This window comes from Streptococcus mitis (genome assembly GCF_001579045.1).
In the GTDB taxonomy this organism is placed as follows: domain Bacteria; phylum Bacillota; class Bacilli; order Lactobacillales; family Streptococcaceae; genus Streptococcus; species Streptococcus mitis_D.
In genome coordinates, this window is record NZ_KQ970264.1 from 53,388 (window position 1) to 74,658 (window position 21,271).

The following is a 21,271-nucleotide window of genomic DNA, read 5'->3' on the forward strand; positions in this document are numbered from 1 at the left end:
AAAATATTTCAGAATTGCTTGACAATTCTGAAATATTTTTTTATAATACATTGTACAGTTAGATTTTCTATTTAGGTGATAGAAGGAGAGATAGAAGAACGGAAACCATATTGTAACCTAAATATAATTTAACTCCCTATCCTTATCACCTTTTCATTCAAGTCAATATAGTTGAATGACGTCGTTTTACAAAGGAGTATTCTATGAAAAAAACTGTACTAACACTATTAGGAGCTACTGCTCTATCTATTACCGTTCCAATCACTGCTGCTGAAACTAGTACAACAAATAACTTTGAAGGTCCTCGTTATGAGCGTATATATTCTCATCGTTATAGTAAAACAGTAACAAAATACTATAACGATGATGGTTACATCCCACCAACTATCTACTATTCAGAATATAATGATAGTTTCCATTCAACCTTCAAAGGAACACTTGAAATAGACAGTGTACGAAGATCAAACGGTGGAACTCGTGTCACATACACTGGTACCTTAACTGGATTTTGGAATTAAAATCCTCAAGATACTTTCTTTTATCCTTTAGTTTATAAGGAGAACACCTATGAAAAAAACTGCTATTTCTATCTTTGCTCTCCTAGTATTAGGAGTTAGTTGCCTGTTTCTATTCAGCCAGCAAGGCTATAAAAAAACAGTCGTTCAATACTATGCTAACGACCAGAACCTGCCCAATAAGATAACTTATAGTGAATATAGCGATAAACGAGAAGCTAACTACGGTGGTACTCTAAACATCACGTCTATCAAACAAGCTAATGACGGGGTTTATGCAACCTATGAAGGGCAATTGACACCTCTCCAATATTGATAAATTGATAACCAGCCTGTCTTCATCTAGTCATGCTGGTTTTTTAAATTCATTCTAAATCCTTACCTATTCTCCCTAACTGTGCTATACTTATCTTAGTAAATTCTTTGAGATTGGAGCTAATATGAAAATCCATAAAACCGTGAATCCTGTTGCCTATGAAAACACCTATTACCTAGAAGGCGAAAAGCACCTCATCGTTGTCGATCCTGGTAGCCATTGGGAAGCCATTCGTCAGACAATCGAGAAGATCAACAAACCGATCTGTGCCATTCTCCTTACCCACGCCCATTATGACCATATCATGAGTCTGGACTTGGTTCGCGAAACTTTTGGCAATCCTCCTGTCTATATCGCAGAGAGTGAAGCCAGCTGGCTCTACACTCCTGTCGATAATCTCTCTGGGCTTCCTCGTCACGATGATATGGCAGATGTAATCGCAAAACCAGCTGAACACACCTTTGTCTTTCATGAAGAATACCAATTAGAGGAATTTCGTTTCACTGTCTTGCCAACACCAGGTCACTCTATCGGTGGTGTTTCCCTAGTCTTTCCTGATGCTCACCTAGTCTTGACAGGAGATGCTTTGTTCCGTGAAACAATCGGACGGACCGACCTTCCGACTGGTAGCATGGAGCAACTCCTTCATAGTATCCAGACCCAACTCTTCACCCTACCAAACTATGATGTCTATCCAGGACATGGTCCAGCTACCACTATCGCTCACGAAAAAACTTTCAATCCTTTTTTCTAACAAGATGGTGACAATGACTATCGCATTTTAAGTGCATTATCCAGCAGTCTTTCCACTATAAAAGGCATCCTATCAAGGTTTTCACACCTGATTGGATGCCTTTTTCTGATCACTTGTCTCTTTGCCTTACCAAATAATCACGCGCTCTTCTGGTGAACGCCACATACCGTCTCCTTCTTTGACATCATAGGTTGTAAAGAAATCATCGAAGTTTGGTACTTGTACATTGACACGGAGTTTGGCTGGTGCGTGTACATCAACGCTGGCCAAAAGTTTCATAAATTCTGGACGACCTTTCATGCGCCAGATGCGACCGAAGTTGTAGAAGAATTCTTCTGCTGAGAAGTCTGGTTCTCTCTTAGCTGCTTCGAGGGCTGCAGCGATTCCTCCCAAGTCAGCCACGTTTTCTGATACAGTCAATTTACCGTTAATGGTTGCTCCATAAGAATCCTGTCCATCAAATTGGTCAATGACTTTTTGTGTTTTCTCCTTGAAGGCAGCATAGTCACTCTCTGTCCACCAATCCTTGAGGCTACCATTTTCATCAAAGGAAGCCCCATTGGTATCAAAGGCGTGGGAAATTTCATGGGCAATAACCGCCCCAATCCCACCGTAATTAGCAGAAGATGACTGATGCAAGTCATAGAAAGGCGCCTGTAAAATGGCTGCTGGAAAGACAATCAGATTCTTCTGTGGATTGTAGTAGGCGTTGACCATATGAGCAGGCATGCCCCATTCTTTGTAGTCTACAGGTTGGTTCCACTTGCTCCAACTGTGCTTGATTTCCACACGCGCAAAGGCTAGAGCATTGTCAAAAAGACTGACAGTTTCGTCCACTACCTTGTCCTTGTAGCGTTCTGGCAATTCTTCTGGGTAACCGATGTAAGGCTTGATAACATTGAGTTTGACGATGGCCTTGTCACGAGTTTCAGGAGTCAGCCAGTCATTTTTAGCCAAGCGTTCCTTATAGACATCAATCATAGTTGCCACTTTTTTCTCTACGTCTGCCTTGGCTTCTGGAGAGAATTTTTCATGGGCATACCAGAGACCTAAGGCTTGTTTGAAAGGTTCTTGTGCTAGATGATAAGCTGCCTTGACCTTGTCTTTGGCCTCTGGAACTCCTGAAAGCGCACGGCTATAGGCACCTGACAAGACACGGATTTCTTCTGTTAAATAGCTGGTTGAGAGATTCACAACACTTAAAATTAAGGTTGCCTTGAGGAGAGGCCAAGCCTCTTCACTATAGAATTGGTCTGCGGTTTGCCAGAAACGTTCTTCGTCTACAATAACCTTGTCTGGCACTTGTCCAAGAACGGCTTGGAAGAAGTCATCCAGAGGTAGGGCAGGTGCGAATTTCTTGAAATCTTCGTAAGCATATGGGTGGTAGAGTTTAGCATATTCTGAACTTTCTTCATTAGAGAGCACTACTGTCGCAACTCGACGGTCCAATTCTAGTCTTTTCTCTAGCAAGTCTTCAATTTCTGCATCAGAGAAATCATAAGCCTTGAGGAGATTTGCACTGGTTTCTTTCCAAAGAGTCAAGAGCTCTTCGCGTTGAGGATGGTCTTCTGCATAGTAAGTCGTATCTGGCAGGATCGTGCTTGGAGCGCTAGCCCACAAAACATTGATTCTAGCATCCATAAAGTCTGGCGATACACCAAAAGGAAGGAAGTTTGGTTTACCAGCAAGCTCAAACTCTGCTAGTCTAGCTGTAAAATCCGCAAAAGTCTCCAATTCTTGGAATTCTTTAAGAAGTGGTAAGACAGGTGTGATACCGTCAGCTTCTCTCTTGTCAAAATCACGAACTAGACGGTGGTATTTGACAAAGTTTGCCAAGATAGCATCCTCAGGCACCTCTTGACCTGCCAACCACTTGTCTGTTGTCGCCAACATCAAGTCTTCAATTTCCTGGTCTAAATCAACAAAACCTCCCGTTTGAGACTTATCTGCAGGAATTTCAGCAGTCTTCTGCCATTCTCCATTGATTGCATCATAAAAATCATCTTGATAACGTGTCATCTTGTTCTCGCTTTCATTTGTACTTGTTTTTAGCTTAACAAAAATTACCTGGGAATGCAATTAAAAATGAACTTTCTCTTTCCATCATTTTTCAGTTATTATTTTAATTTTTTAAAAAATTAACTTGACTTAATTTTTTTTTAAGGTATATTAAGAGACAGGAGGAATATAAGTTTATGATACGTATCGAAAACCTTAGTGTCTCCTACAAAGAAACGTTGGCACTTAAGGATATTTCACTAGCGCTCCATGGACCGACAATTACAGGTATCATTGGCCCAAACGGTGCTGGGAAATCAACATTATTAAAAGGGATGCTGGGAATTATCCCACATCAAGGTCAGGCATTTCTCGATGACAAGGAAGTTAAAAAATCCTTACACCGAATTGCCTATGTCGAACAAAAAATCAATATCGACTACAACTTTCCCATCAAGGTCAAGGAATGCGTCTCGTTAGGACTCTTTCCCTCTATCCCTCTCTTTCGAAGTTTAAAGGCTAAACATTGGAAGAAAGTGAAAGAAGCCCTTGAAATCGTCGGTCTAGCTGACTACGCTGAACGGCAAATCAGTCAACTGTCTGGAGGTCAATTCCAGCGGGTCTTGATTGCCAGATGTTTGGTACAGGAAGCCGACTATATCCTCTTGGATGAACCCTTTGTTGGGATTGACTCTGTCAGTGAGGAAATCATCATGAATACGCTGAGAGATCTGAAAAAAGCTGGGAAGACGGTTCTCATCGTTCACCATGACCTTAGCAAGGTTCCCCACTACTTCGATCAAGTCTTACTTGTCAATCGAGAAGTGATCGCCTTTGGTCCGACCAAAGAAACCTTTACCGAAGCCAATCTCAAAGAAGCTTACGGTAATCGACTATTTTTCAATGGAGGTGACCTATGATTGCAGAATTTATCGATGGATTGCAAAAATTCCATTTCTTACAAAATGCCTTGATAACAGCCATTGTCGTCGGGGTCGTAGCTGGAGCTGTGGGATGCTTCATCATCCTACGCGGGATGTCACTCATGGGAGATGCCATTTCACATGCTGTCTTACCAGGTGTAGCCCTCTCCTTCATCTTGGGTCTTGACTTCTTTATCGGAGCCATTGTCTTTGGATTGCTAGCTGCTATCATCATTACCTACATCAAAGGGAACTCGATTATCAAAAGCGATACCGCCATCGGCATTACCTTTTCTTCTTTCTTAGCCCTCGGTATCATCTTGATTAGTGTCGCTAAAAGTTCAACTGACCTTTTCCATATCCTTTTTGGTAATATCCTAGCCGTCCAAGATACGGATATGTTTATTACTATGGGTGTTGGGGCAGTCATTCTCTTGTTAATCTGGATTTTCTTCAAGCAACTCTTGATAACATCCTTTGATGAACTCTTGGCCAAAGCCATGGGAATGCCTGTCAATTTCTATCACTACCTTCTCATGGTACTCTTGACTCTCGTGTCTGTGACAGCCATGCAAAGTGTCGGAACTATCCTGATTGTAGCCATGCTGATTACCCCAGCTGCAACTGCTTATCTGTATGCTAATAGCCTGAAAAGCATGATTTTCCTTTCCTCAACCTTTGGAGCGATAGCTTCAGTTTTGGGACTCTTTATCGGTTATAGCTTTAACGTTGCGGCAGGTTCTAGTATCGTGCTTACAGCTGCTAGTTTCTTTCTCATTAGCTTCTTTATCGCTCCAAAACAACGATATTTGAAACTGAAAAATAAACATTTGTTAAAATAAGGGGCAAAGCCCCAATAAATTGGAGGATCTAATGAAAAAATTAGGTACATTACTCGTTCTCTTTCTTTCCGTTATTGCTCTTGTAGCATGTGCTAGTGGAAAAAAAGATGCAGCTTCTGGTCATAAACTAAAAGTTGTGGCTACAAACTCAATCATCGCTGATATTACTAAAAATATTGCTGGTGACAAGATTGATCTTCACAGTATCGTTCCTGTTGGTCAAGACCCACACGAATACGAACCACTTCCTGAAGATGTCAAGAAAACTTCTGAAGCAGACCTCATTTTCTATAACGGCATCAACCTTGAAACAGGTGGCAATGCTTGGTTTAGCAAATTGGTAGAAAATGCCAAGAAAACTGAAAACAAAGACTACTTTGCAGTCAGCGAAGGCGTTGATGTTATCTACCTTGAAGGCCAAAACGAAAAAGGTAAAGAAGACCCACACGCTTGGCTTAACCTTGAAAATGGTATGATCTTTGCTAAGAATATCGCAAAACAATTGAGCGCTAAAGACCCTAGCAACAAGGAATTCTACGAAAAAAATCTCAAAGAATATACTGATAAGCTAGACAAACTTGACAAGGAAGCTAAGGAGAAATTTAACAACATCCCTGCTGAGAAAAAACTCATTGTAACCAGCGAAGGATGCTTCAAATACTTCTCTAAAGCCTACGGTGTCCCAAGTGCCTATATCTGGGAAATCAATACTGAAGAAGAAGGAACACCTGACCAAATCAAGACCTTGGTTGAAAAACTTCGCCAAACAAAAACTCCTTCACTCTTTGTAGAATCAAGTGTGGATGACCGTCCAATGAAGACTGTTTCACAAGACACAAACATCCCAATCTACGCACAAATCTTTACTGACTCTATCGCAGAACAAGGTAAAGAAGGCGACAGCTACTACAACATGATGAAATACAACCTTGACAAGATTGCTGAAGGATTGGCAAAATAATACTCTGAAAAACGTCATTCTCACATGAGATGGCGTTTTTTCTATGCTCATATTTCCGGTCAAATCATTGGAAAATTCCGGCTGTTTCAGCTAAAATGGAAGAAAAAAGATTGGAGTATCCTATGGTAACTTTTCTCGGAAATCCTGTAAGCTTTACAGGTAAACAACTACAAGTCGGCGACAAGGCACTTGATTTTTCACTCACTACAACAGACCTTTCTAAAAAATCTCTGGCTGATTTTGATGGCAAGAAAAAAGTCTTGAGTGTCGTGCCTTCTATCGATACAGGTATCTGCTCAACTCAAACGCGTCGTTTTAATGAAGAACTGGCTGGGCTGGATAATACGGTTGTCTTGACTGTTTCCATGGACCTCCCTTTTGCCCAAAAACGTTGGTGCGGTGCTGAAGGTATTGAAAATGCCATCATGCTCTCAGACTATTTCGACCATTCCTTTGGACGTGATTACGCTCTCTTAATCAATGAGTGGCACCTATTGGCACGCGCAGTCTTTGTCCTCGATACTGACAATACGATTCGCTACGTTGAATACGTGGACAATATCAACTCTGAACCAAACTTCGAAGCTGCAATTGCAGCTGCTAAAGCCCTATAGAAAAAATCCTCTGTCACAAAGAGTTCCCTACTCTTTGAAACGGAGGATTTTTGCTTACGAGTAAATATAAGTTCAATCAGATAAAAACAACTACCTTATATCTCTTCAAACCACGTCAGATTTATCTGCAACCTCAAAGCGGTGCTTTGAGCAACCTGCGACTAGCTTCCTAGTTTGCTCTTTGATTTTCATTGAGTATTACTCTACAGATTTCAAGGCTTCAAGCATATCGACCTTTCTCAGGTGATGATTGACGAAGAAACCAAGCAAGGTCAAAATGATGCTTACTGCTGCTACTGGGATTACGTAGACTTCCCAACCTACCTGCGGATAAAAGAGAATGGTCGCAGGCGAAATCATTTTAATCAAAAATTGATGTAAATAGAAACCAGATACCAGACCAAGTACGATTCCCACAAGGGACAGCACAATCGTCTCACGGTAAATGTATAGAGTGACTTCATTATTATGAAAACCGAGAACTTTGATAGTGGAGAGTTCACGGATTCTCTCAGCCACATTGATATTGGTCAGATTGTAGAGGATAACAATAGCCAACAGAACCGATACGATGACCAAGATGGTCATGGTCTGATTGAGTGAACTAGCGACGGAGTCAAAGAGCCGAATGGCTGAAGCATTCTGGACAACACTGGACACCGCAGATTGATTCATAAGTAAGCCAGCCTGTCTTTCGATACTAGTAGCACTGGTATCCCTTAACGAGACCAAATAAGTGTTGGCTTGGGGTAGCTGTCCGTAAAGTTGCTCATAGCTAGCCTGACTCATATAAATAAAGTGACCAACGTAGTTCTCAGTAATAGCAGCGACCGTTAGTTCCTTACCTTCAACTTCTAGAGTCTGCCCAACCTTTACACCTGCCAACTGGGCGAGTTTAGCTGTAATAACGACGCCATCTTCTAATGTCAGCTCCTGCTGATGATGTTGCAGATGAATAAAGGGAGTCAAATCTTCCTTCTCTGCCATCATAAGGGTAATGGTTTGAAGACCAGCCTTACCTTTGAAATCCTTGTCTAGCGTTTGTGAATAGATTTTCTGATAGGCTTGGATATCCTGCCCTTTCAACACTTCTTCTAGATTTGCCTTGTCCTGATTGGTCGCACTAGGATTTTCAGAGACAATCATTTGATACTGTTGGATTTGTTGAAACTGTCTAGACGGAACTCCTGCTACAGAGGATTGGATTCCCAAACCTGCAAAGAGCAGGGCTACAGAACCTGCCACACCAAAGATTGTCATCAACATCCGCTGCTTATAACGGAAGATATTGCGAGCAGTTACCTTATGAGTAAAACTGAGACGGCGCCAGATAAAACTGATGCGCTCTAGTAAGATTTTAGCTCCTTTAACAGGAGGTTTAGGCAGTAAAAGCTGGGCTGCTTCATCATGAAGTTCCCTACGAGCTACCAAGTAGGCTGGTAACACACTCGCCAACCAACTCAAGACAAGAGCCAGTAAGCTATAGGTCCAATAGAACTGAATCTGGGTTTCTCCCACCACCATGCCTTTTGTAATGACACTTGAAATCACACCGGCTAGCAAATAATGGCCAAGTATACTACCTAGAGCTGTTCCGACAGTCCCAGCTACTAGACCGTAAAGGAGAAATTTGGCGATAATATCCTTACTGCGATAGCCCAAGGCCTTAAAAATCCCTGCATGAGTTCGCTCTTCATCCACAAAACGAGTCATGGTGGTAAAGGTGACCATGGCTGCTACGGCATAAAGCACTACAGGAAAGATATTGCCCACTGCCCGAATACTGGCTGAAGCATTACTATACATGAGGTAGCCTTGACCGCCAGGCATGGTCTGACGATTATAGACTTGATACTTGGGCTCAGCCAAATCATCCAAGGCTTGCTGATGTTTTTCTAGTTTTTCCTTTTCTTGGGCTAAATTTTGTTCAGCCTGCTTTAGTTTGTCCTCTTCCTTGCTCAATTCCTGCTTGGCTTGGGTAAGTTGAGCACTGGCCTGCTCTCTCTGGGCTTGAGGAAGCAAGGCTAGTTGACTTTCCTGAGCCTGTAAACGAGCTTGAGCAGCTGCTAAACGACGCTTGCCTTCCTGCAGATTAGTCTCAGCCTTATCAAGGGTTTCTTGGCCTTTGTCTAGAGACTCTTGTCCTTCTTTTCTCAAGAGTTGCAGACGTGCCTTGCCATTATCTGACAAAGCTTGTTCAAGGTCTTCCTGATGTTGCTTGGATTTTTCTTCATAAGCTTCTGAGAAAGCATTTAAACCTGCTAAATCTTGATATTTTAAGCGTGCTATATTGTAGACTTTCTGATCAAACTGACTATGTAAAATCACCCCATAGGCTGTCAGAGTCCCACTTCCACTTGCTGCGTAGCCCATATCTCGCTGGGAGAGGATTTCAGCTGAATCCACAAAACCAGTAATGGTATAAGTATGGTCTTTTAAAGAGGAATGACTCTCTTCTTTTTCTTTAAAACTAATCTCCTGTCCCACGCTGTATCGGCCTTGCAAATGAGTGGCCAAAGCAATTTCCTTATCTGACTGAGGAAAACGTCCCTCTCTTAGCTGAAAGGTTGAAATTCGCTCTGGTTTGGAGTACAGCCGAATGGCGTCCTGCCCATTCTCCATAGTCACATCTGTCAAATAGCCAAACTCGACCTCTGCGCCCTCTATCTGTTCTAGTTCTTCTTGATCTGCTTGATCCAAGCCATAGTTAGACATGATTGCCAAATCCAAGGTTTGAGCAGTTGTTAAATAAGCATTAGCGGTCGCCTCCATATTGGGGCTAGTTACTTTGAGACCTACTAGGGCTAAAGATCCCAACATCATCAGGGTCAAGATGGATAAAAAACGCCCCTTGGAGCCTGTAAAGGACTGAATTAAGTCCTTCCAATAGGTTTTTCGCTTGATCATGCTAGTACTCCAAACTGTCGATATCCTGAGGATGCTGGTTGATCACCACATCCTTGACACTGGCATCGTGCATATGAATCACACGATCAGCAATGGGCGCCAAAGCTCCATTATGAGTCACGATGATCACCGTCGCTCCCTTTTGACGAGACATATCTTGGAGGATTTTCAAAACCTGCTTGCCCGTCTGATAATCCAAGGCTCCAGTCGGTTCGTCACAAAGGAGAATTTTAGGATTTTTGGCTACCGCGCGTGCAATGGAGACTCGCTGTTGCTCCCCTCCAGACAGCTGGGCTAGAAAGTTATTGAGACGATGAACCAGACCTACATCTGTCAAGACTTGCTCAGGATTCAAGGCATCTGTCACGATTTCCGAAGCCAATTCCACATTTTCCTTAGCTGTCAGATTGGACACTAGATTATAAAACTGAAAAACAAAACCGACATCATTGCGGCGGTAATTGGTTCGCTGGTGGGAACTATAATCTGCAATATTGGCACCATCAATCCAGATTTCCCCCTCATCATTGGTATCCATTCCCCCAAGAAGGTTAAGAACCGTTGACTTGCCTGCACCAGACGCACCTAGAATAATAACCAATTCACCCTTTTCGATCTCAAAATTCACATCACGATTGGCCACAATCTCCGTGTCCCCAACCTGATAACGCTTGTAACAGTGTTTCATCTCAATATAAGCCATATCAGTTTCTCTTTCTTTCATATTCACTATCATTATATCGCTTTTTCAAGCCATTGGAAACTGGGAACAAAAACAAAAAGCCTAGAAATCAATTCTAGACTTACAATTTTTTATTTTCCAAGGTAGTATTCAGAAACTACATTCAATTTTTCGTCGAATTCGAATACCAATGGTGGGAAGTTAGGGATTTCCACGTCCATGATTTCGTCGTCTGACAAACCTTTGATGTGTTTTACAAGGGCACGGATTGAGTTACCGTGAGCTCCTACGAATACGTTTTTACCATCTTTAAGAGCTGGAGCGATTTTATCTTCCCAGAAAGGAAGGGCACGTTCCAAAGTCACTTTCAAGTTTTCAGCATCTGGAATTACTGAGTCGTCAAGTGAAGCATAACGACGGTCTGTGTGAGCTGAGTGCTCATCATCACGGTCCATGTTTGGAGGCAATACATCGTATGAACGACGCCAGATGTGAACTTGCTCATCACCAAATTGTTCAGCAGCTTCAGCTTTGTTTTTACCAGTCAAACCACCGTAGTGACGTTCGTTCAAGCGCCATGATTTTTCAACTGGAACCCACAATTGGTCAGAAGCTTCAAGAGCCAAGTTAGTTGTTTTGATAGCACGTTTCAATACTGAAGTGTAAGCTTGGTCAAATTCGATACCAGCTTCTTTAATCAATTTACCAGCGTCAATCGCTTGTTGTGTACCTTTTTCAGACAAATCAACATCAGCCCAACCAGTGAAAAGGTTAGCTTTGTTCCATTCAGACTCACCGTGGCGAGCAAAAACCAATTTTACCATTAGATGGATTCTCCTTTAAATTTTCCGAGGTTTCCCCTCGTTTATCTATTCTATTTTACACAATTTTTCACAAAAAAGCTAGTCAAAACCAAAAAGGAAAGGACTGTTTGGCAATCCTTTTCCTTATTTTTTATCCTTCAACTTTGAATTTTTTGAGACTTCCTAAAAATAGTGAACCACCGATAATTGCTAGGATTCCTCCTACCCATCCTAATGCCGGAATCAAGCCTACCGCACCGCCTACAATCAGAAGAACAGAAGGAGCCGAACCAACACGACTTTCTCCCTTATAGTATACAATCGCAACAATTCCTAAAACTAAAATAGCAATTTTTAAAACAGTTGGAAGTAAAACTCCTGCAACTCCTGCAACTGTTGTAGATGCAGTTAATTCAGGACTCTGGGTAGCTGTTGCTGTGGCAGCTGTACTCACAACTGCTGCTAGTAAAAGAAACGGAGCAATAAGTAAGTAGAGTCCGCCTACTAAACCTACAATACCACTATAAAGCGCTAACGCTTTTGATTTCATAATAAAATCTCCTTTTTTATTTTTTTCAAATAAGATTGTATCATATTTGCTTAAAAAAAAGCATTTTCTGGAATTGTAAAATAAAAACTTGCATAATATGAAATAAAATATCATACTTTTCAGAAATCAAAAGCAACTGTGCAAATTTATTATTATAAAAATATGACACAATTTACCAATCTTATCCCTAATATCAAATTCGTATTTTATCTTACTGCTATTAATTTGCTACCTTTCTCTTTGATTCTTGTTGATACTCTTCGAAAATCTCTTCAAACCACGTCAGCGTCCCCTTGTCATATATATGTGACTGACTTCGTCAGTCTTATCTACAACCTCAAAACAGTGTTTTGAGCAGCCTGCAGCTAGCTTCCTAGTTTGCTTTTTGATTTTCATTGAGTATGAGTATACAAAGTCACACCTTGCAAATTTTAAAAATAAAAAACGCATCGTATCAGGTGTTCAAAAACTTGATACAATGCGTTTTATAGACTATAAGATTAGTTGTCTTTTATTCTCAAATTGAGTTTTCCCTAGACTTTTCAATCTTATTTCTCTTCAAATCCTTCTGCGACTGCGGCCGCAAAGTTTTCTTCTACGATGCTTGCACAGTGGTCACAGATGACTGCCTGGTAGCTGCGTTCTGCTGTTGTTGGGTCGATGCGACGGCAACGGTCACATACATCACCTGCAGCGCGTTCAACAGTGAAGGCGACATCTTCAAAGCTAACGGCAGCTTCTGGAGCAGGTCCTTCTGCGATGGTCAATTCTGACACGATCAAAAGTTGAGCCACATTGCTGTTCACTGCTTCGAGTAAAGTTTTCACAACTTCATTTGGATAAACTGTCAAGTGTGCTTCAAGTGATTTACCGATAACTTTGGCATTACGCGCTTCTTCCAAGGCTTTTTGAGCTTGTCCACGGAAGTCCATGAAGGCTGCCCATGTATCCAAGATTTCTTCTTGATTAGCAAATGTCTCTGCTTCTGGCAATTCTGACAATTGAACGAAGTCTTCGACTTCAAACTCTAGATATGACCAGATTTCTTCCGCAGTGTGAGGAAGGATTGGTGTCAAGAGTTTGGTGATTTTGACAAGAATGTCATAGAAAACAGTCTGCATTTGACGGCGTTCCAATGATTTGGCACCTTCGATGTAAACAACATCTTTAGCAAAATCAAGGTAGAAGGCTGACAAGTCAACGTTGATAAAGTTCACCAAGGCCTTGTAGATTGTCAAGAATTCAAAGTTGGCATAGGCATCACGAATGGTCTTGACAAGCTGGTTAAAGCGAATCGTCATGTACTTATCAACTGAACGAAGCTCATCGTAAGCGACTACATCTTGAGTTGGGTTAAAGTCAGATGTATTGGCAATCAAGAAACGAAGGGTGTTACGAATCTTACGGTAAGTTTCAGAGACTTGGCTCAAGATATCCATAGAGATACGTACGTCATTGCTTGAGTCTACACTTGTTACCCAAAGACGCAAGATTTCAGCACCGAATTGTTTTTCAACATCGCTTGGAGCAATGGTATTCCCAAGAGATTTAGACATCTTCTCACCTTTACCATCAAGGGCAAAACCTTGTGACAAGATTTGTTTGTAAGGTGCTACGCCATGATTGGCAACAGATGTGATGAGTGATGAGTTAAACCAACCACGGTATTGGTCTGAACCTTCTAGGTAAAGATCTGCTGGGTAAGTCAACTCAGGACGGTTTACAACAACCCCATTCCATGATGAACCTGAGTCAAACCAAACGTCCATGATATCAGTTTCTTTTTTGAACTCGCCATTTGGTGAACCTGGATGAGTAAATCCTTCTGGTAAGAGGTCTTTGGCATCACGTTCCCACCAAATGCTTGAACCATGTTCCTCAAAGAGTTGAGCCACGTGTTCAATCGTTTCAGCAGTCATGATCGCTGTACCATCTTCAGCGTAGAAGATAGGAAGCGGAACACCCCAAGCACGTTGACGAGAGATAACCCAGTCGCCACGGTCACGAATCATATTGTAAAGACGGACTTTACCCCATTCTGAGTGGAATTTCACTTTTTCAATTTCGTCCAAGATTTCTTGGCGGAATTTAGAAACTGAGGCAAACCACTGTGGTACTGCACGCCAGATGATTGGTTTCTTAGTACGCCAGTCAAATGGGTATGAGTGAGAAATTTCTTCTTGGGCAAGAAGGAGGTTACCAAGTTTTTCAATAACAGTTGGGACAACCTTATCATAGAATTGACCTTCAAACTCAGGACCAGCATTCTTCATCATGATACCACGTTCGTCAACAGTCACTGCGACTTCAAGACCATTAGCAATACCAACATTGTAGTCGTCCTCACCAAAACCAGGGGCTGTATGGACGATACCTGTACCAGAGTCAGTGGTAACGTGGTCACCAAGGATAACCAACTCATCTACAGCTGTATCCCATGGGTGTTCTGTTACGATGTGGTTCAATTCTTGACCACGGTAAGTTGCCAAAACTTGAGCATCAGCCCAACCAAATTTCTCAGATAAGCTAGTCAATAATTCTGCCGCAACCACAAACTTACGAGCTTCACCAGCAGGTTGAACCAAGACGTAATCAATATCCGCTCCAACAGTCAAACCACGAGAAGCTGTGATAGTAAATGGAGTTGTTGTCCAGACTACGATATAAGTCTCTGTATCTAGAACACCTTTGCCATCTTTTACCTTGTTGGCATAATAAAGGGAAGTCGAAACCAAATCATGGTATTCAATCTCTGCTTCAGCAAGGGCAGACTCAGATGACCAAGACCAGTAAACTGGTTTTGCACCACGGTAGATATAACCTTTATTAGCCATCTCACCAAATACACGGATTTGAGCTGCCTCATAGTCAGGAGTCAAGGTCACATATGGATTTTCCCAGTCACCAGAAACCCCCAAACGTTTAAAGTCTTCACGTTGTTTATCTACTTGAGAAAGAGCGTATTCACGGCAGAGTTTCAAGTACTCAACCAAGTCCATTTCTTTACGTTTGACACCTTGTTTTGCCAAAACTTGCTCGATTGGCAGACCATGAGTGTCCCAACCCGGGATAAATGGTGCGTAAAAACCTGACATAGATTTGGAACGAACAATGATATCTTTTGAAATCTTGTTCATAGCGTGTCCAACGTGGATATTTCCGTTCGCGTATGGAGGGCCATCATGCAAGGTGAAATGAGGTTTTCCTTGGTTCAATTCTTGACGACGTTGGTAAAGTTTTGCATCTTCCCATTCCTTTTGCCAAACTGGCTCTTTGGTAGGAAGGCCTGCACGCATTGGGAAAGCTGTTTTCCCAAGGTTAAGAGTATCTTTGAGTTTCATGGTATCTCCTTTATAAATAATAACAAATTAAAAACCACGACTGCCAAAAAGGACGAAAATCGTGGTACCACCTTTATTCGGAAAAAGATCTAGTCTTTCTCCCTCTTATCCCGTAACGTGGGGAACGTCAAATCTTACTCCATTCAGACTTGATTGTTTGAGAGGATAATCTTATCAATAGGGATTACAGGACTCACACCATCTCCTGCTCGCTAGAAATATAAGGATAAGATATTGTTCTCAGATCATTTCTTATAAAATTGTAACAGATTCTTGCGGAGCCGCAAAACCTGGTTCTGAGTTTACAGCTTCAGTAGCTGGTGTTGGACCTGTCGGATGCACTGGAGCTACTTCTGGTTCTTCATACATTGGACCAACTGGTTGAGCAGGTTCTTCTTCAATTTGAGGACTCACTACAGGAGTTGGATTTTCCACTTCCTGTTTAGCCTGAGCTTCAAATTCAGCCAATTCTTTATTGGCTGCCTCAATACGAGCCTGTAACTCTGCCATTTCTGCTTGAGAGAACTGACGTGTCATATCAATTGGTTCTTCCTCAATTGGTGCTGGAATCGGTTCTCCAAGTACTTCGCTAACAACTTCTTTAAAGGCTTCATCACTTGTTTGAAGATAAGTAGCTGTTGGACGGAGAATATCTTCCCAATCTGAAGATTCAACAATAGCCAACTGACTCTCAATTGTAGATTTGAGACGTTGGTGGAAGACACGGCTCTTGTTCTTCAATTCTTCTGTTTCAACAGCAACTTTCTTAGCATTGTCTGTTGCTTGACGAAGAATCTCGTTTGCCTTATATTTAGCTTCTTCCAACAAGCGTTGGGCATCTTGCTCTGCTTGGTGAATGATATTGTTTGAACGTTCATGCGCCGCCTGTTTCACTCTCTCAGCTGTATCCTGGGCAATCAATACAGACTGGCTCAATGAATCTTTCATTTCGTCAAAGTAAGACAAACGCTCTTCTAAACTCTTAATACGCAAATCTTTATCATGATTCGCACGCACAAGATCTTCGTAATCACGAACCACAATATCTAAAAATTCATCGACTTCTTCTGGATCAAAACCTCTGAATCGAGTTCCAAAGGTCTTGTCCTTTATTTCTAATGATGTAATTGGCATTCTATTCCTCACTTACTTAATAATAACTGGACGGTTATTTTTTTCTTCTCTTTTTTCGTTTGTCCCTTATCTTGAAGTAATCTCAAGCGACCAAATTTTCTCACACTAATCAAGTCTCCGACTTGAACAGTATAATCCGATTTGTCTACCACATGATAATTTACTTGGACAAGTTTCTTTTCAATCAACTGGTTTGCTTGATTCCTAGATAGTTTCAAAACATTTGATAAAAGAACATCTAATCTAAAACTAGACACAGATAAATCCAGCTCTCGGTACTGCTCTATCTTATCTATTTTCTCGGTGAAAGGACGTTCCTCCAGCGAAACGGGTATACGGCCAATTTTCTTTAATCCATCTTGAAAGAGAAGAAGAAACTGCTGATTAATCATAATCTGCGCCCGTTCTTCATCTACTAGGATATCTCCAAAAAGTTTCCGTTCAATCCCTAATTGATTGATGACTGTCCCTAAAATCTTAGCATGCGTTAAGTGTTCAAATTTATTGGAATACACAATTTCTTGGAGAGATATTTCAAAATCTGAAAACTCTGGCTGGAAATAATCTGGGTATAATAAAACTCGAACATACTCACTCGAGACAAATTCCCCACTACTGCTACAAGCAAGACCATAGGTTTTGGCCAAAATCTTTAATAGCTTCTCCTGATGAGGATTGATAAAAGGAGTTAAAAAAGGAGCATAGCTATCTTCTACCTTCCTTATCCATTCCATTCCCTTGTCAAGAAAGGGACGATCTTCTATGGAGAAATGCTGGTAAATCCCTTTATTCATCCTATCATCGCCAGAAAACGGACTAGGTTTTCTCCTAAAAATCGAACCAAAACAATCGCAACCCAAACAGATAAATCAAGACCTGCTATCTGTAAAGGCAGGCGTTGCAAAGGAGCAAGCACTGGTTTTACCAATGCTACAATCCAACAACCCAAACTTGATTCGTAGGCGCCTGGAAACCAAGACATGACAGCAAAGGCTAGCAAAATCAGGGAGTAAATATCCACTGCATTATAAATCATACGAATTAAAAAAATCATTATCGTACTCTATTTCGCTTCATATCAAAACCGAACTCACCATTTTGGTCTTCATCTGGCAAGCGAATATCTTCTACATTGACAATGACATTCACTGGTGTCAACAAATACATGGTAGAAGCCACTTTTTTCAGATTTCCAGCTAAAACATGACAAGCCCCATCCAAATAGTCCAAACAACGACGAGCCTGCACTTCAGTCATATATTGAAAATCAATCAAGATACTTTCGTTGCCTGCCAATAAATCAACAATTTCTGTTGCATCTTCATATTTTCTAGGATAACGAACATCTATAATGACCTTATCCGTTGCACGCTGGCTCTGATTTGCCAATTCCTGTTGACGTGCATGCAGTCTGGTGATATTGTTCTCCTTTGTTCCAGCTGATTGTGGAGTTTGAGTGATCGGGAGAGCTGGTTCCTGTGAAGAATTTACTGGAGTTAACACAGGCTCATCTCTTTTTTCATAAGGGAGACTTGAATCCTCATCCTCCGTAAAATAATCTATAAATCTATCGAATCTATCTTTTAAAGACATGGTTCTCTCCTACTTAAAAAATGCTGTACCTATACGAACAAAGGTGGAACCGAATTGAATCGCTTCTTTATAATCACGACTCATTCCCATACTTAACTCGGTCATAGGCATATTTGGAATTTGTTTTTCTTGGATTTCTCTTTGTAAATCTTGAGTCGCCTTGAAAATTTCTTTCAACTGCTCACTGCTAGCCTCAAAAGGTGCCATCGTCATCAAACCAACATATTCAATCTTATCTAGTCTGGCTAACTCTGGCAAGATTTCCAGCAGTTCCTCTCTCGAAAAACCATGTTTGCTTTCTTCTTTAGAAATATTTACTTGAAGGAAACACTTGATGACTCGGTCACTTCTTTTTTGTATTTCCTCTGCTAGCTTGACGGAATCCAAGGCATGGAAATAATCAACGTATTGAATGACATCTTTCACCTTACGTCTTTGCAAGGTACCAATCAAATGCCAAGTCACATCTCGATCTTTTAAAGCTTCATATTTTTCCAGAAACTTATCGACACGATTTTCACCGATATGATGAACACCTAGCGGAAGCAAGGCTTCCGCTGTCGGTACATCTACATACTTGGTAACTGCAATAACAGAAACTGATCCACTCTCTCGATGAGCACTCAGACTAGCCTCTGCAACTTCTCGAAAAACAAGTTCTGTATTTTCTTTTACATTCATTTACTTAACGATTTTTGAAAAATGGAGGTGTATCCAATTCATCTTCATCTTGCGAAGTTGGGGCTTCAAAGCGTTCAACTGGAGAAACGACTGAATCTGTTGTACGAACAATAGACTCACGGCGAAGATCCCAATCACCAAAAGCAGATGCTTGAGTTGGTTCCAAACGACGTGGATTTTGTTTTGGCAATTCAGCTGTTTCTGCCATATCAAAATGACGATCAAAGCTATGTGAATGAGCTGGTTTTACTGTCTCACGGTAGTTAGTAGCAGGTCTAGCTTGTGGAGCCACAACCTTTTCTACGCGGTCTTGACGAACACCTGTTGCAACAACTGTTACACGAATTTCATCACGCATACTTTCATCAATTGAAGTACCGAGCCAGATGTTCACTCCTTGACCTGCTGCTTGGTTCACAATTTGTGAAGCCTCTTCTGCCTCAATCAAGGTTAAGTCGAGACCACCAGTTACGTTGACAATCACATCTTCTGCTCCATCAATTGTTGTTTCAAGAAGTGGAGAGTAAATTGCCTTACGTGCTGCTTCAACAACACGTTCTTCTCCACTACCGATACCAATACCCATAAGAGCATTCCCTTTATTTGCCATTACCGTTTTCACATCGGCAAAGTCAAGGTTAATCAATCCTGGATTAGTAATCAAATCGGTAATTCCTTGAACACCTTGACGAAGAACGTTATCCGCTTCGCTAAGAGCCTCCAAGAGCGGTGTTTTCTTATCAACAATTTCAAGCAAGTTGTTGTTTGAGATAATCAATAGAGTATCTACATGCTCACGTAGTTGATTGATTCCTTCAACAGCAAATTGTCCACGTTTGCTTCCTTCAAAACCGAAAGGACGTGTCACAACACCAACTGTAAGAGCACCTAAATCTTTGGCGATACGAGCAATAACAGGAGCAGCTCCAGTTCCAGAGCCTCCTCCCATACCAGCAGTGATGAAAACCATATCTGCGCCACTGATAGCTTCCGTCAGTGTTTCTTCGCTTTCTTCAGCAGCTTTACGACCAACCTCAGGTTGACCTCCTGCACCCAAACCACGAGTCAATTTAGGTCCCAACTGAATAACAGTCTCAGCTTTTGTACTACTCAATGCTTGTACATCTGTGTTTGCTGCGATAAATTCTACGCCTGTAACACCTTCGTCGACCATACGGTTGATGGCATTGCCACCACCTCCACCGACACCAATTACCTTAATCACTGCACCTTGAGCAGCAGCTGTATCAAATGAAAATGTCATAATTTATTTTTCCTCTTTATTCGTCAAACATGCTTCCGATCAAGCCACGGAAACGATCTGCTAATTTCGGTTTATTTTGTGAAGCCTGTTGGAAATCCGCCATTGGTTCTGTAGGCGCCACCGGCTCTACTTCTGGAGCAGGAGCTGGTTGAACAGGCGTTGATTGTACAAACTGAGCTGTTTTCTGAATCATTCCCCCAAAACTAATTGGTTGATGAGTCAGAGCAACTTCACCCTTGACTGCTCTTTGAGCCAAAAGATTGACTTCTGTCAATTGTCCAGCAAATTCTGATAAACTAATCACATGCGCAAAGGCTGGATTGCGAATACCAACTTGGTTTGGAACATAGAGTTTCACACGGACACCAAAGACTTCTTGAGCCAATTCCACCATACCTGGTAAAATAGCATTTCCACCGATCAAAACAATTCCACCAGGAAGATCCAATAAATGTCTTCTTTCTAGATCTTGTTTGATTTGTTCAAAGATATGCTTGATTCGTGCAGAAATAATCTCTGACAAGTAATCTTCTGTCACTTCAACAGGTTCTACTTCCCCAATAACCTCTACTTGGAAGGTTTCTTTACTTGCAAGAGGAGGATAAGCCTCTCCATAGTTCAATTTCAAACCTTCAGCCAACTTCTGAGAAGTTTTCAAGACTTTAGAGATATCCTTAGTTACGTAATCTCCGCCTTCTTGGAGAATATTGGTGAACTGAAGTTCTTGGTTACGGATTGTAGCGACAGTCGTTTGACCTGCCCCCATATCAATCACTGTAGCACCAAATTCACGTTCACCTTCATTCAAAACTGATTGAACCATTGCTAGTGGCGAAATGATAATATTTTCAACCTGAACACCTGCACGCTCAACCGTCTTACGCAAATTGTGCAAGATAGTACGAGGGCCTGTATAAAGCAAGCCACGCATTTCAAGGCGAACCCCCATCATGCCACGTGGGTCACGAATTCCTTGGAAACCATCCACAATAAATTCTTCAGGAATAAAGGTAATGACTTCACGGTCAGGTGTCATACTCTTTGTCAAAGCTGATTTGACAACATTTTCAACATCTTGATCCGTAATTTCCTTGGTATCAGATGTTACTGGAATCATCCCCTGAGTTGGTTCTACCTGCAGAAGATTACCAGGCAAGCCGACATTCACTGATTTAATCGAAATACCTGCCTTTTCTTCCGCTTGGGAAATAGCTGATTTGATAGCAGTTGCTGCTGCATCAATATCAACAATAATTCCATCCTTTACACCTTTACTTTTGGCATTACTCACGCCAATTACATTTAATTCACCATTTCTCTGCTCGGCTACAAGCACCTTGACAGAGCTTGTTCCAATATCTAGACCTGTAAAAAAGCCTTCTCTAGCCATTAC

General features: G+C 41.5%; 20 protein-coding genes. 7 read left to right on the top strand and 13 right to left on the bottom strand.

The features are described from left to right. Positions 1-203 precede the first annotated feature (203 nt). From SMIDD28_RS08680 to SMIDD28_RS08690, 3 genes are all read left to right on the top strand, one after another. Positions 204-518 carry a hypothetical protein gene (locus SMIDD28_RS08680; RefSeq protein WP_016397434.1) on the top strand — a complete coding sequence of 105 codons (315 nt, stop codon included), beginning with the start codon at positions 204-206 and terminating at the stop codon, positions 516-518. A 103-nt stretch (positions 519-621) separates the two neighbouring features. Further along, positions 622-831, top strand: coding sequence for a hypothetical protein (locus tag SMIDD28_RS08685; protein WP_322108953.1), 210 nt, complete (start codon positions 622-624; stop codon positions 829-831). A gap of 124 nt (positions 832-955) precedes the next feature. Then, positions 956-1,585 carry an MBL fold metallo-hydrolase gene (locus SMIDD28_RS08690; RefSeq protein ID WP_061425629.1) on the top strand — a complete coding sequence of 210 codons (630 nt, stop codon included), beginning with the start codon at positions 956-958 and terminating at the stop codon, positions 1,583-1,585. Between the two features lie 126 nt (positions 1,586-1,711). Here the strand turns inward: SMIDD28_RS08690 and pepO are convergent, their stop codons facing one another. Next, positions 1,712-3,604, bottom strand: a complete 1,893-nt coding sequence (gene pepO, locus SMIDD28_RS08695; protein ID WP_061425735.1) for an endopeptidase PepO — start codon at positions 3,602-3,604, stop codon at positions 1,712-1,714. Between the two features lie 176 nt (positions 3,605-3,780). On the opposite strand from pepO, the gene SMIDD28_RS08700 reads away from it, so the two are divergent. The 4 genes from SMIDD28_RS08700 to tpx all read left to right on the top strand — a co-directional run bounded on the left by SMIDD28_RS08700 (position 3,781) and on the right by tpx (position 6,923). Then, on the top strand, positions 3,781-4,503 hold the full coding sequence (locus SMIDD28_RS08700; RefSeq protein WP_050256834.1) for a metal ABC transporter ATP-binding protein: 723 nt from the start codon (positions 3,781-3,783) through the stop codon (positions 4,501-4,503). Further along, the gene (locus SMIDD28_RS08705) at positions 4,500-5,348 is read left to right on the top strand and encodes a metal ABC transporter permease (protein ID WP_061425630.1); all 849 of its coding nucleotides are present in this window, start codon (positions 4,500-4,502) and stop codon (positions 5,346-5,348) included. Before SMIDD28_RS08700 ends, SMIDD28_RS08705 begins: the two co-directional genes overlap by 4 nt. A 31-nt stretch (positions 5,349-5,379) precedes the next feature. Continuing rightward, complete coding sequence (psaA, locus tag SMIDD28_RS08710) at positions 5,380-6,309, top strand: metal ABC transporter substrate-binding lipoprotein/adhesin PsaA (RefSeq protein WP_061425631.1); 930 nt, start codon at positions 5,380-5,382, stop codon at positions 6,307-6,309. Between the two features lie 122 nt (positions 6,310-6,431). After that, on the top strand, positions 6,432-6,923 hold the full coding sequence (gene tpx, locus SMIDD28_RS08715; protein WP_000256026.1) for a thiol peroxidase: 492 nt from the start codon (positions 6,432-6,434) through the stop codon (positions 6,921-6,923). Between the two features lie 198 nt (positions 6,924-7,121). On the opposite strand, the gene SMIDD28_RS08720 is transcribed toward tpx, so the two are convergent. The 12 genes from SMIDD28_RS08720 to ftsA form a co-directional block, all read right to left on the bottom strand. Then, positions 7,122-9,830 (bottom strand): ABC transporter permease, encoded by a 2,709-nt coding sequence (locus tag SMIDD28_RS08720; RefSeq protein WP_061425632.1) that lies wholly within the window; start codon positions 9,828-9,830, stop codon positions 7,122-7,124. A 1-nt stretch (position 9,831) separates the two neighbouring features. Next, a complete protein-coding gene (locus SMIDD28_RS08725) occupies positions 9,832-10,533 on the bottom strand; it encodes an ABC transporter ATP-binding protein (protein WP_061425633.1) in 702 nt (233 codons plus the stop codon). 110 nt (positions 10,534-10,643) lie between these two features. Continuing rightward, positions 10,644-11,336 (bottom strand): phosphoglycerate mutase, encoded by a 693-nt coding sequence (locus SMIDD28_RS08730; RefSeq protein WP_000240129.1) that lies wholly within the window; start codon positions 11,334-11,336, stop codon positions 10,644-10,646. A gap of 130 nt (positions 11,337-11,466) precedes the next feature. After that, positions 11,467-11,865 carry a hypothetical protein gene (locus SMIDD28_RS08735; RefSeq protein WP_061425634.1) on the bottom strand — a complete coding sequence of 133 codons (399 nt, stop codon included), beginning with the start codon at positions 11,863-11,865 and terminating at the stop codon, positions 11,467-11,469. A 548-nt stretch (positions 11,866-12,413) separates the two neighbouring features. Continuing rightward, positions 12,414-15,206: an isoleucine--tRNA ligase gene (gene ileS / locus SMIDD28_RS08740; protein ID WP_061425635.1), complete on the bottom strand. Its 2,793-nt coding sequence runs from the start codon at positions 15,204-15,206 to the stop codon at positions 12,414-12,416. Positions 15,207-15,458: 252 nt separating this feature from the next. Continuing rightward, positions 15,459-16,340 (bottom strand): DivIVA domain-containing protein, encoded by an 882-nt coding sequence (locus SMIDD28_RS08750; RefSeq protein ID WP_061425636.1) that lies wholly within the window; start codon positions 16,338-16,340, stop codon positions 15,459-15,461. A gap of 8 nt (positions 16,341-16,348) precedes the next feature. After that, a complete protein-coding gene (locus tag SMIDD28_RS08755) occupies positions 16,349-17,134 on the bottom strand; it encodes a YlmH family RNA-binding protein (protein ID WP_061425637.1) in 786 nt (261 codons plus the stop codon). Continuing rightward, on the bottom strand, positions 17,131-17,394 hold the full coding sequence (locus SMIDD28_RS08760) for a YggT family protein (RefSeq protein ID WP_061425638.1): 264 nt from the start codon (positions 17,392-17,394) through the stop codon (positions 17,131-17,133). Before SMIDD28_RS08760 ends, SMIDD28_RS08755 begins: the two co-directional genes overlap by 4 nt. After that, a complete protein-coding gene (locus SMIDD28_RS08765; protein WP_061425639.1) occupies positions 17,394-17,933 on the bottom strand; it encodes a cell division protein SepF in 540 nt (179 codons plus the stop codon). Before SMIDD28_RS08765 ends, SMIDD28_RS08760 begins: the two co-directional genes overlap by 1 nt. Positions 17,934-17,942: 9 nt before the next feature. Then, positions 17,943-18,614 (bottom strand): YggS family pyridoxal phosphate-dependent enzyme, encoded by a 672-nt coding sequence (locus SMIDD28_RS08770; protein ID WP_061425640.1) that lies wholly within the window; start codon positions 18,612-18,614, stop codon positions 17,943-17,945. Positions 18,615-18,618: 4 nt separating this feature from the next. Then, entirely contained in the window at positions 18,619-19,878 is a 1,260-nt protein-coding gene (ftsZ, locus tag SMIDD28_RS08775) for a cell division protein FtsZ (protein WP_000144270.1), read from the bottom strand. Positions 19,879-19,894: 16 nt separating this feature from the next. Then, positions 19,895-21,268, bottom strand: a complete 1,374-nt coding sequence (gene ftsA / locus SMIDD28_RS08780) for a cell division protein FtsA (protein WP_050294730.1) — start codon at positions 21,266-21,268, stop codon at positions 19,895-19,897. Positions 21,269-21,271: the final 3 nt, after the last annotated feature.

Coding starts and splice junctions, on each gene's coding strand:
- SMIDD28_RS08680 (WP_016397434.1), top strand. CDS start 204: ATGAAAAAAACTGTACTAACACTATTAGGAGCTACTGCTCTATCTATT.
- SMIDD28_RS08690 (WP_061425629.1), top strand. CDS start 956: ATGAAAATCCATAAAACCGTGAATCCTGTTGCCTATGAAAACACCTAT.
- pepO (WP_061425735.1), bottom strand. CDS start 3,604: ATGACACGTTATCAAGATGATTTTTATGATGCAATCAATGGAGAATGG.
- SMIDD28_RS08700 (WP_050256834.1), top strand. CDS start 3,781: ATGATACGTATCGAAAACCTTAGTGTCTCCTACAAAGAAACGTTGGCA.
- SMIDD28_RS08705 (WP_061425630.1), top strand. CDS start 4,500: ATGATTGCAGAATTTATCGATGGATTGCAAAAATTCCATTTCTTACAA.
- psaA (WP_061425631.1), top strand. CDS start 5,380: ATGAAAAAATTAGGTACATTACTCGTTCTCTTTCTTTCCGTTATTGCT.
- tpx (WP_000256026.1), top strand. CDS start 6,432: ATGGTAACTTTTCTCGGAAATCCTGTAAGCTTTACAGGTAAACAACTA.
- SMIDD28_RS08720 (WP_061425632.1), bottom strand. CDS start 9,830: ATGATCAAGCGAAAAACCTATTGGAAGGACTTAATTCAGTCCTTTACA.
- SMIDD28_RS08725 (WP_061425633.1), bottom strand. CDS start 10,533: ATGGCTTATATTGAGATGAAACACTGTTACAAGCGTTATCAGGTTGGG.
- SMIDD28_RS08730 (WP_000240129.1), bottom strand. CDS start 11,336: ATGGTAAAATTGGTTTTTGCTCGCCACGGTGAGTCTGAATGGAACAAA.
- SMIDD28_RS08735 (WP_061425634.1), bottom strand. CDS start 11,865: ATGAAATCAAAAGCGTTAGCGCTTTATAGTGGTATTGTAGGTTTAGTA.
- ileS (WP_061425635.1), bottom strand. CDS start 15,206: ATGAAACTCAAAGATACTCTTAACCTTGGGAAAACAGCTTTCCCAATG.
- SMIDD28_RS08750 (WP_061425636.1), bottom strand. CDS start 16,340: ATGCCAATTACATCATTAGAAATAAAGGACAAGACCTTTGGAACTCGA.
- SMIDD28_RS08755 (WP_061425637.1), bottom strand. CDS start 17,134: ATGAATAAAGGGATTTACCAGCATTTCTCCATAGAAGATCGTCCCTTT.
- SMIDD28_RS08760 (WP_061425638.1), bottom strand. CDS start 17,394: ATGATTTTTTTAATTCGTATGATTTATAATGCAGTGGATATTTACTCC.
- SMIDD28_RS08765 (WP_061425639.1), bottom strand. CDS start 17,933: ATGTCTTTAAAAGATAGATTCGATAGATTTATAGATTATTTTACGGAG.
- SMIDD28_RS08770 (WP_061425640.1), bottom strand. CDS start 18,614: ATGAATGTAAAAGAAAATACAGAACTTGTTTTTCGAGAAGTTGCAGAG.
- ftsZ (WP_000144270.1), bottom strand. CDS start 19,878: ATGACATTTTCATTTGATACAGCTGCTGCTCAAGGTGCAGTGATTAAG.
- ftsA (WP_050294730.1), bottom strand. CDS start 21,268: ATGGCTAGAGAAGGCTTTTTTACAGGTCTAGATATTGGAACAAGCTCT.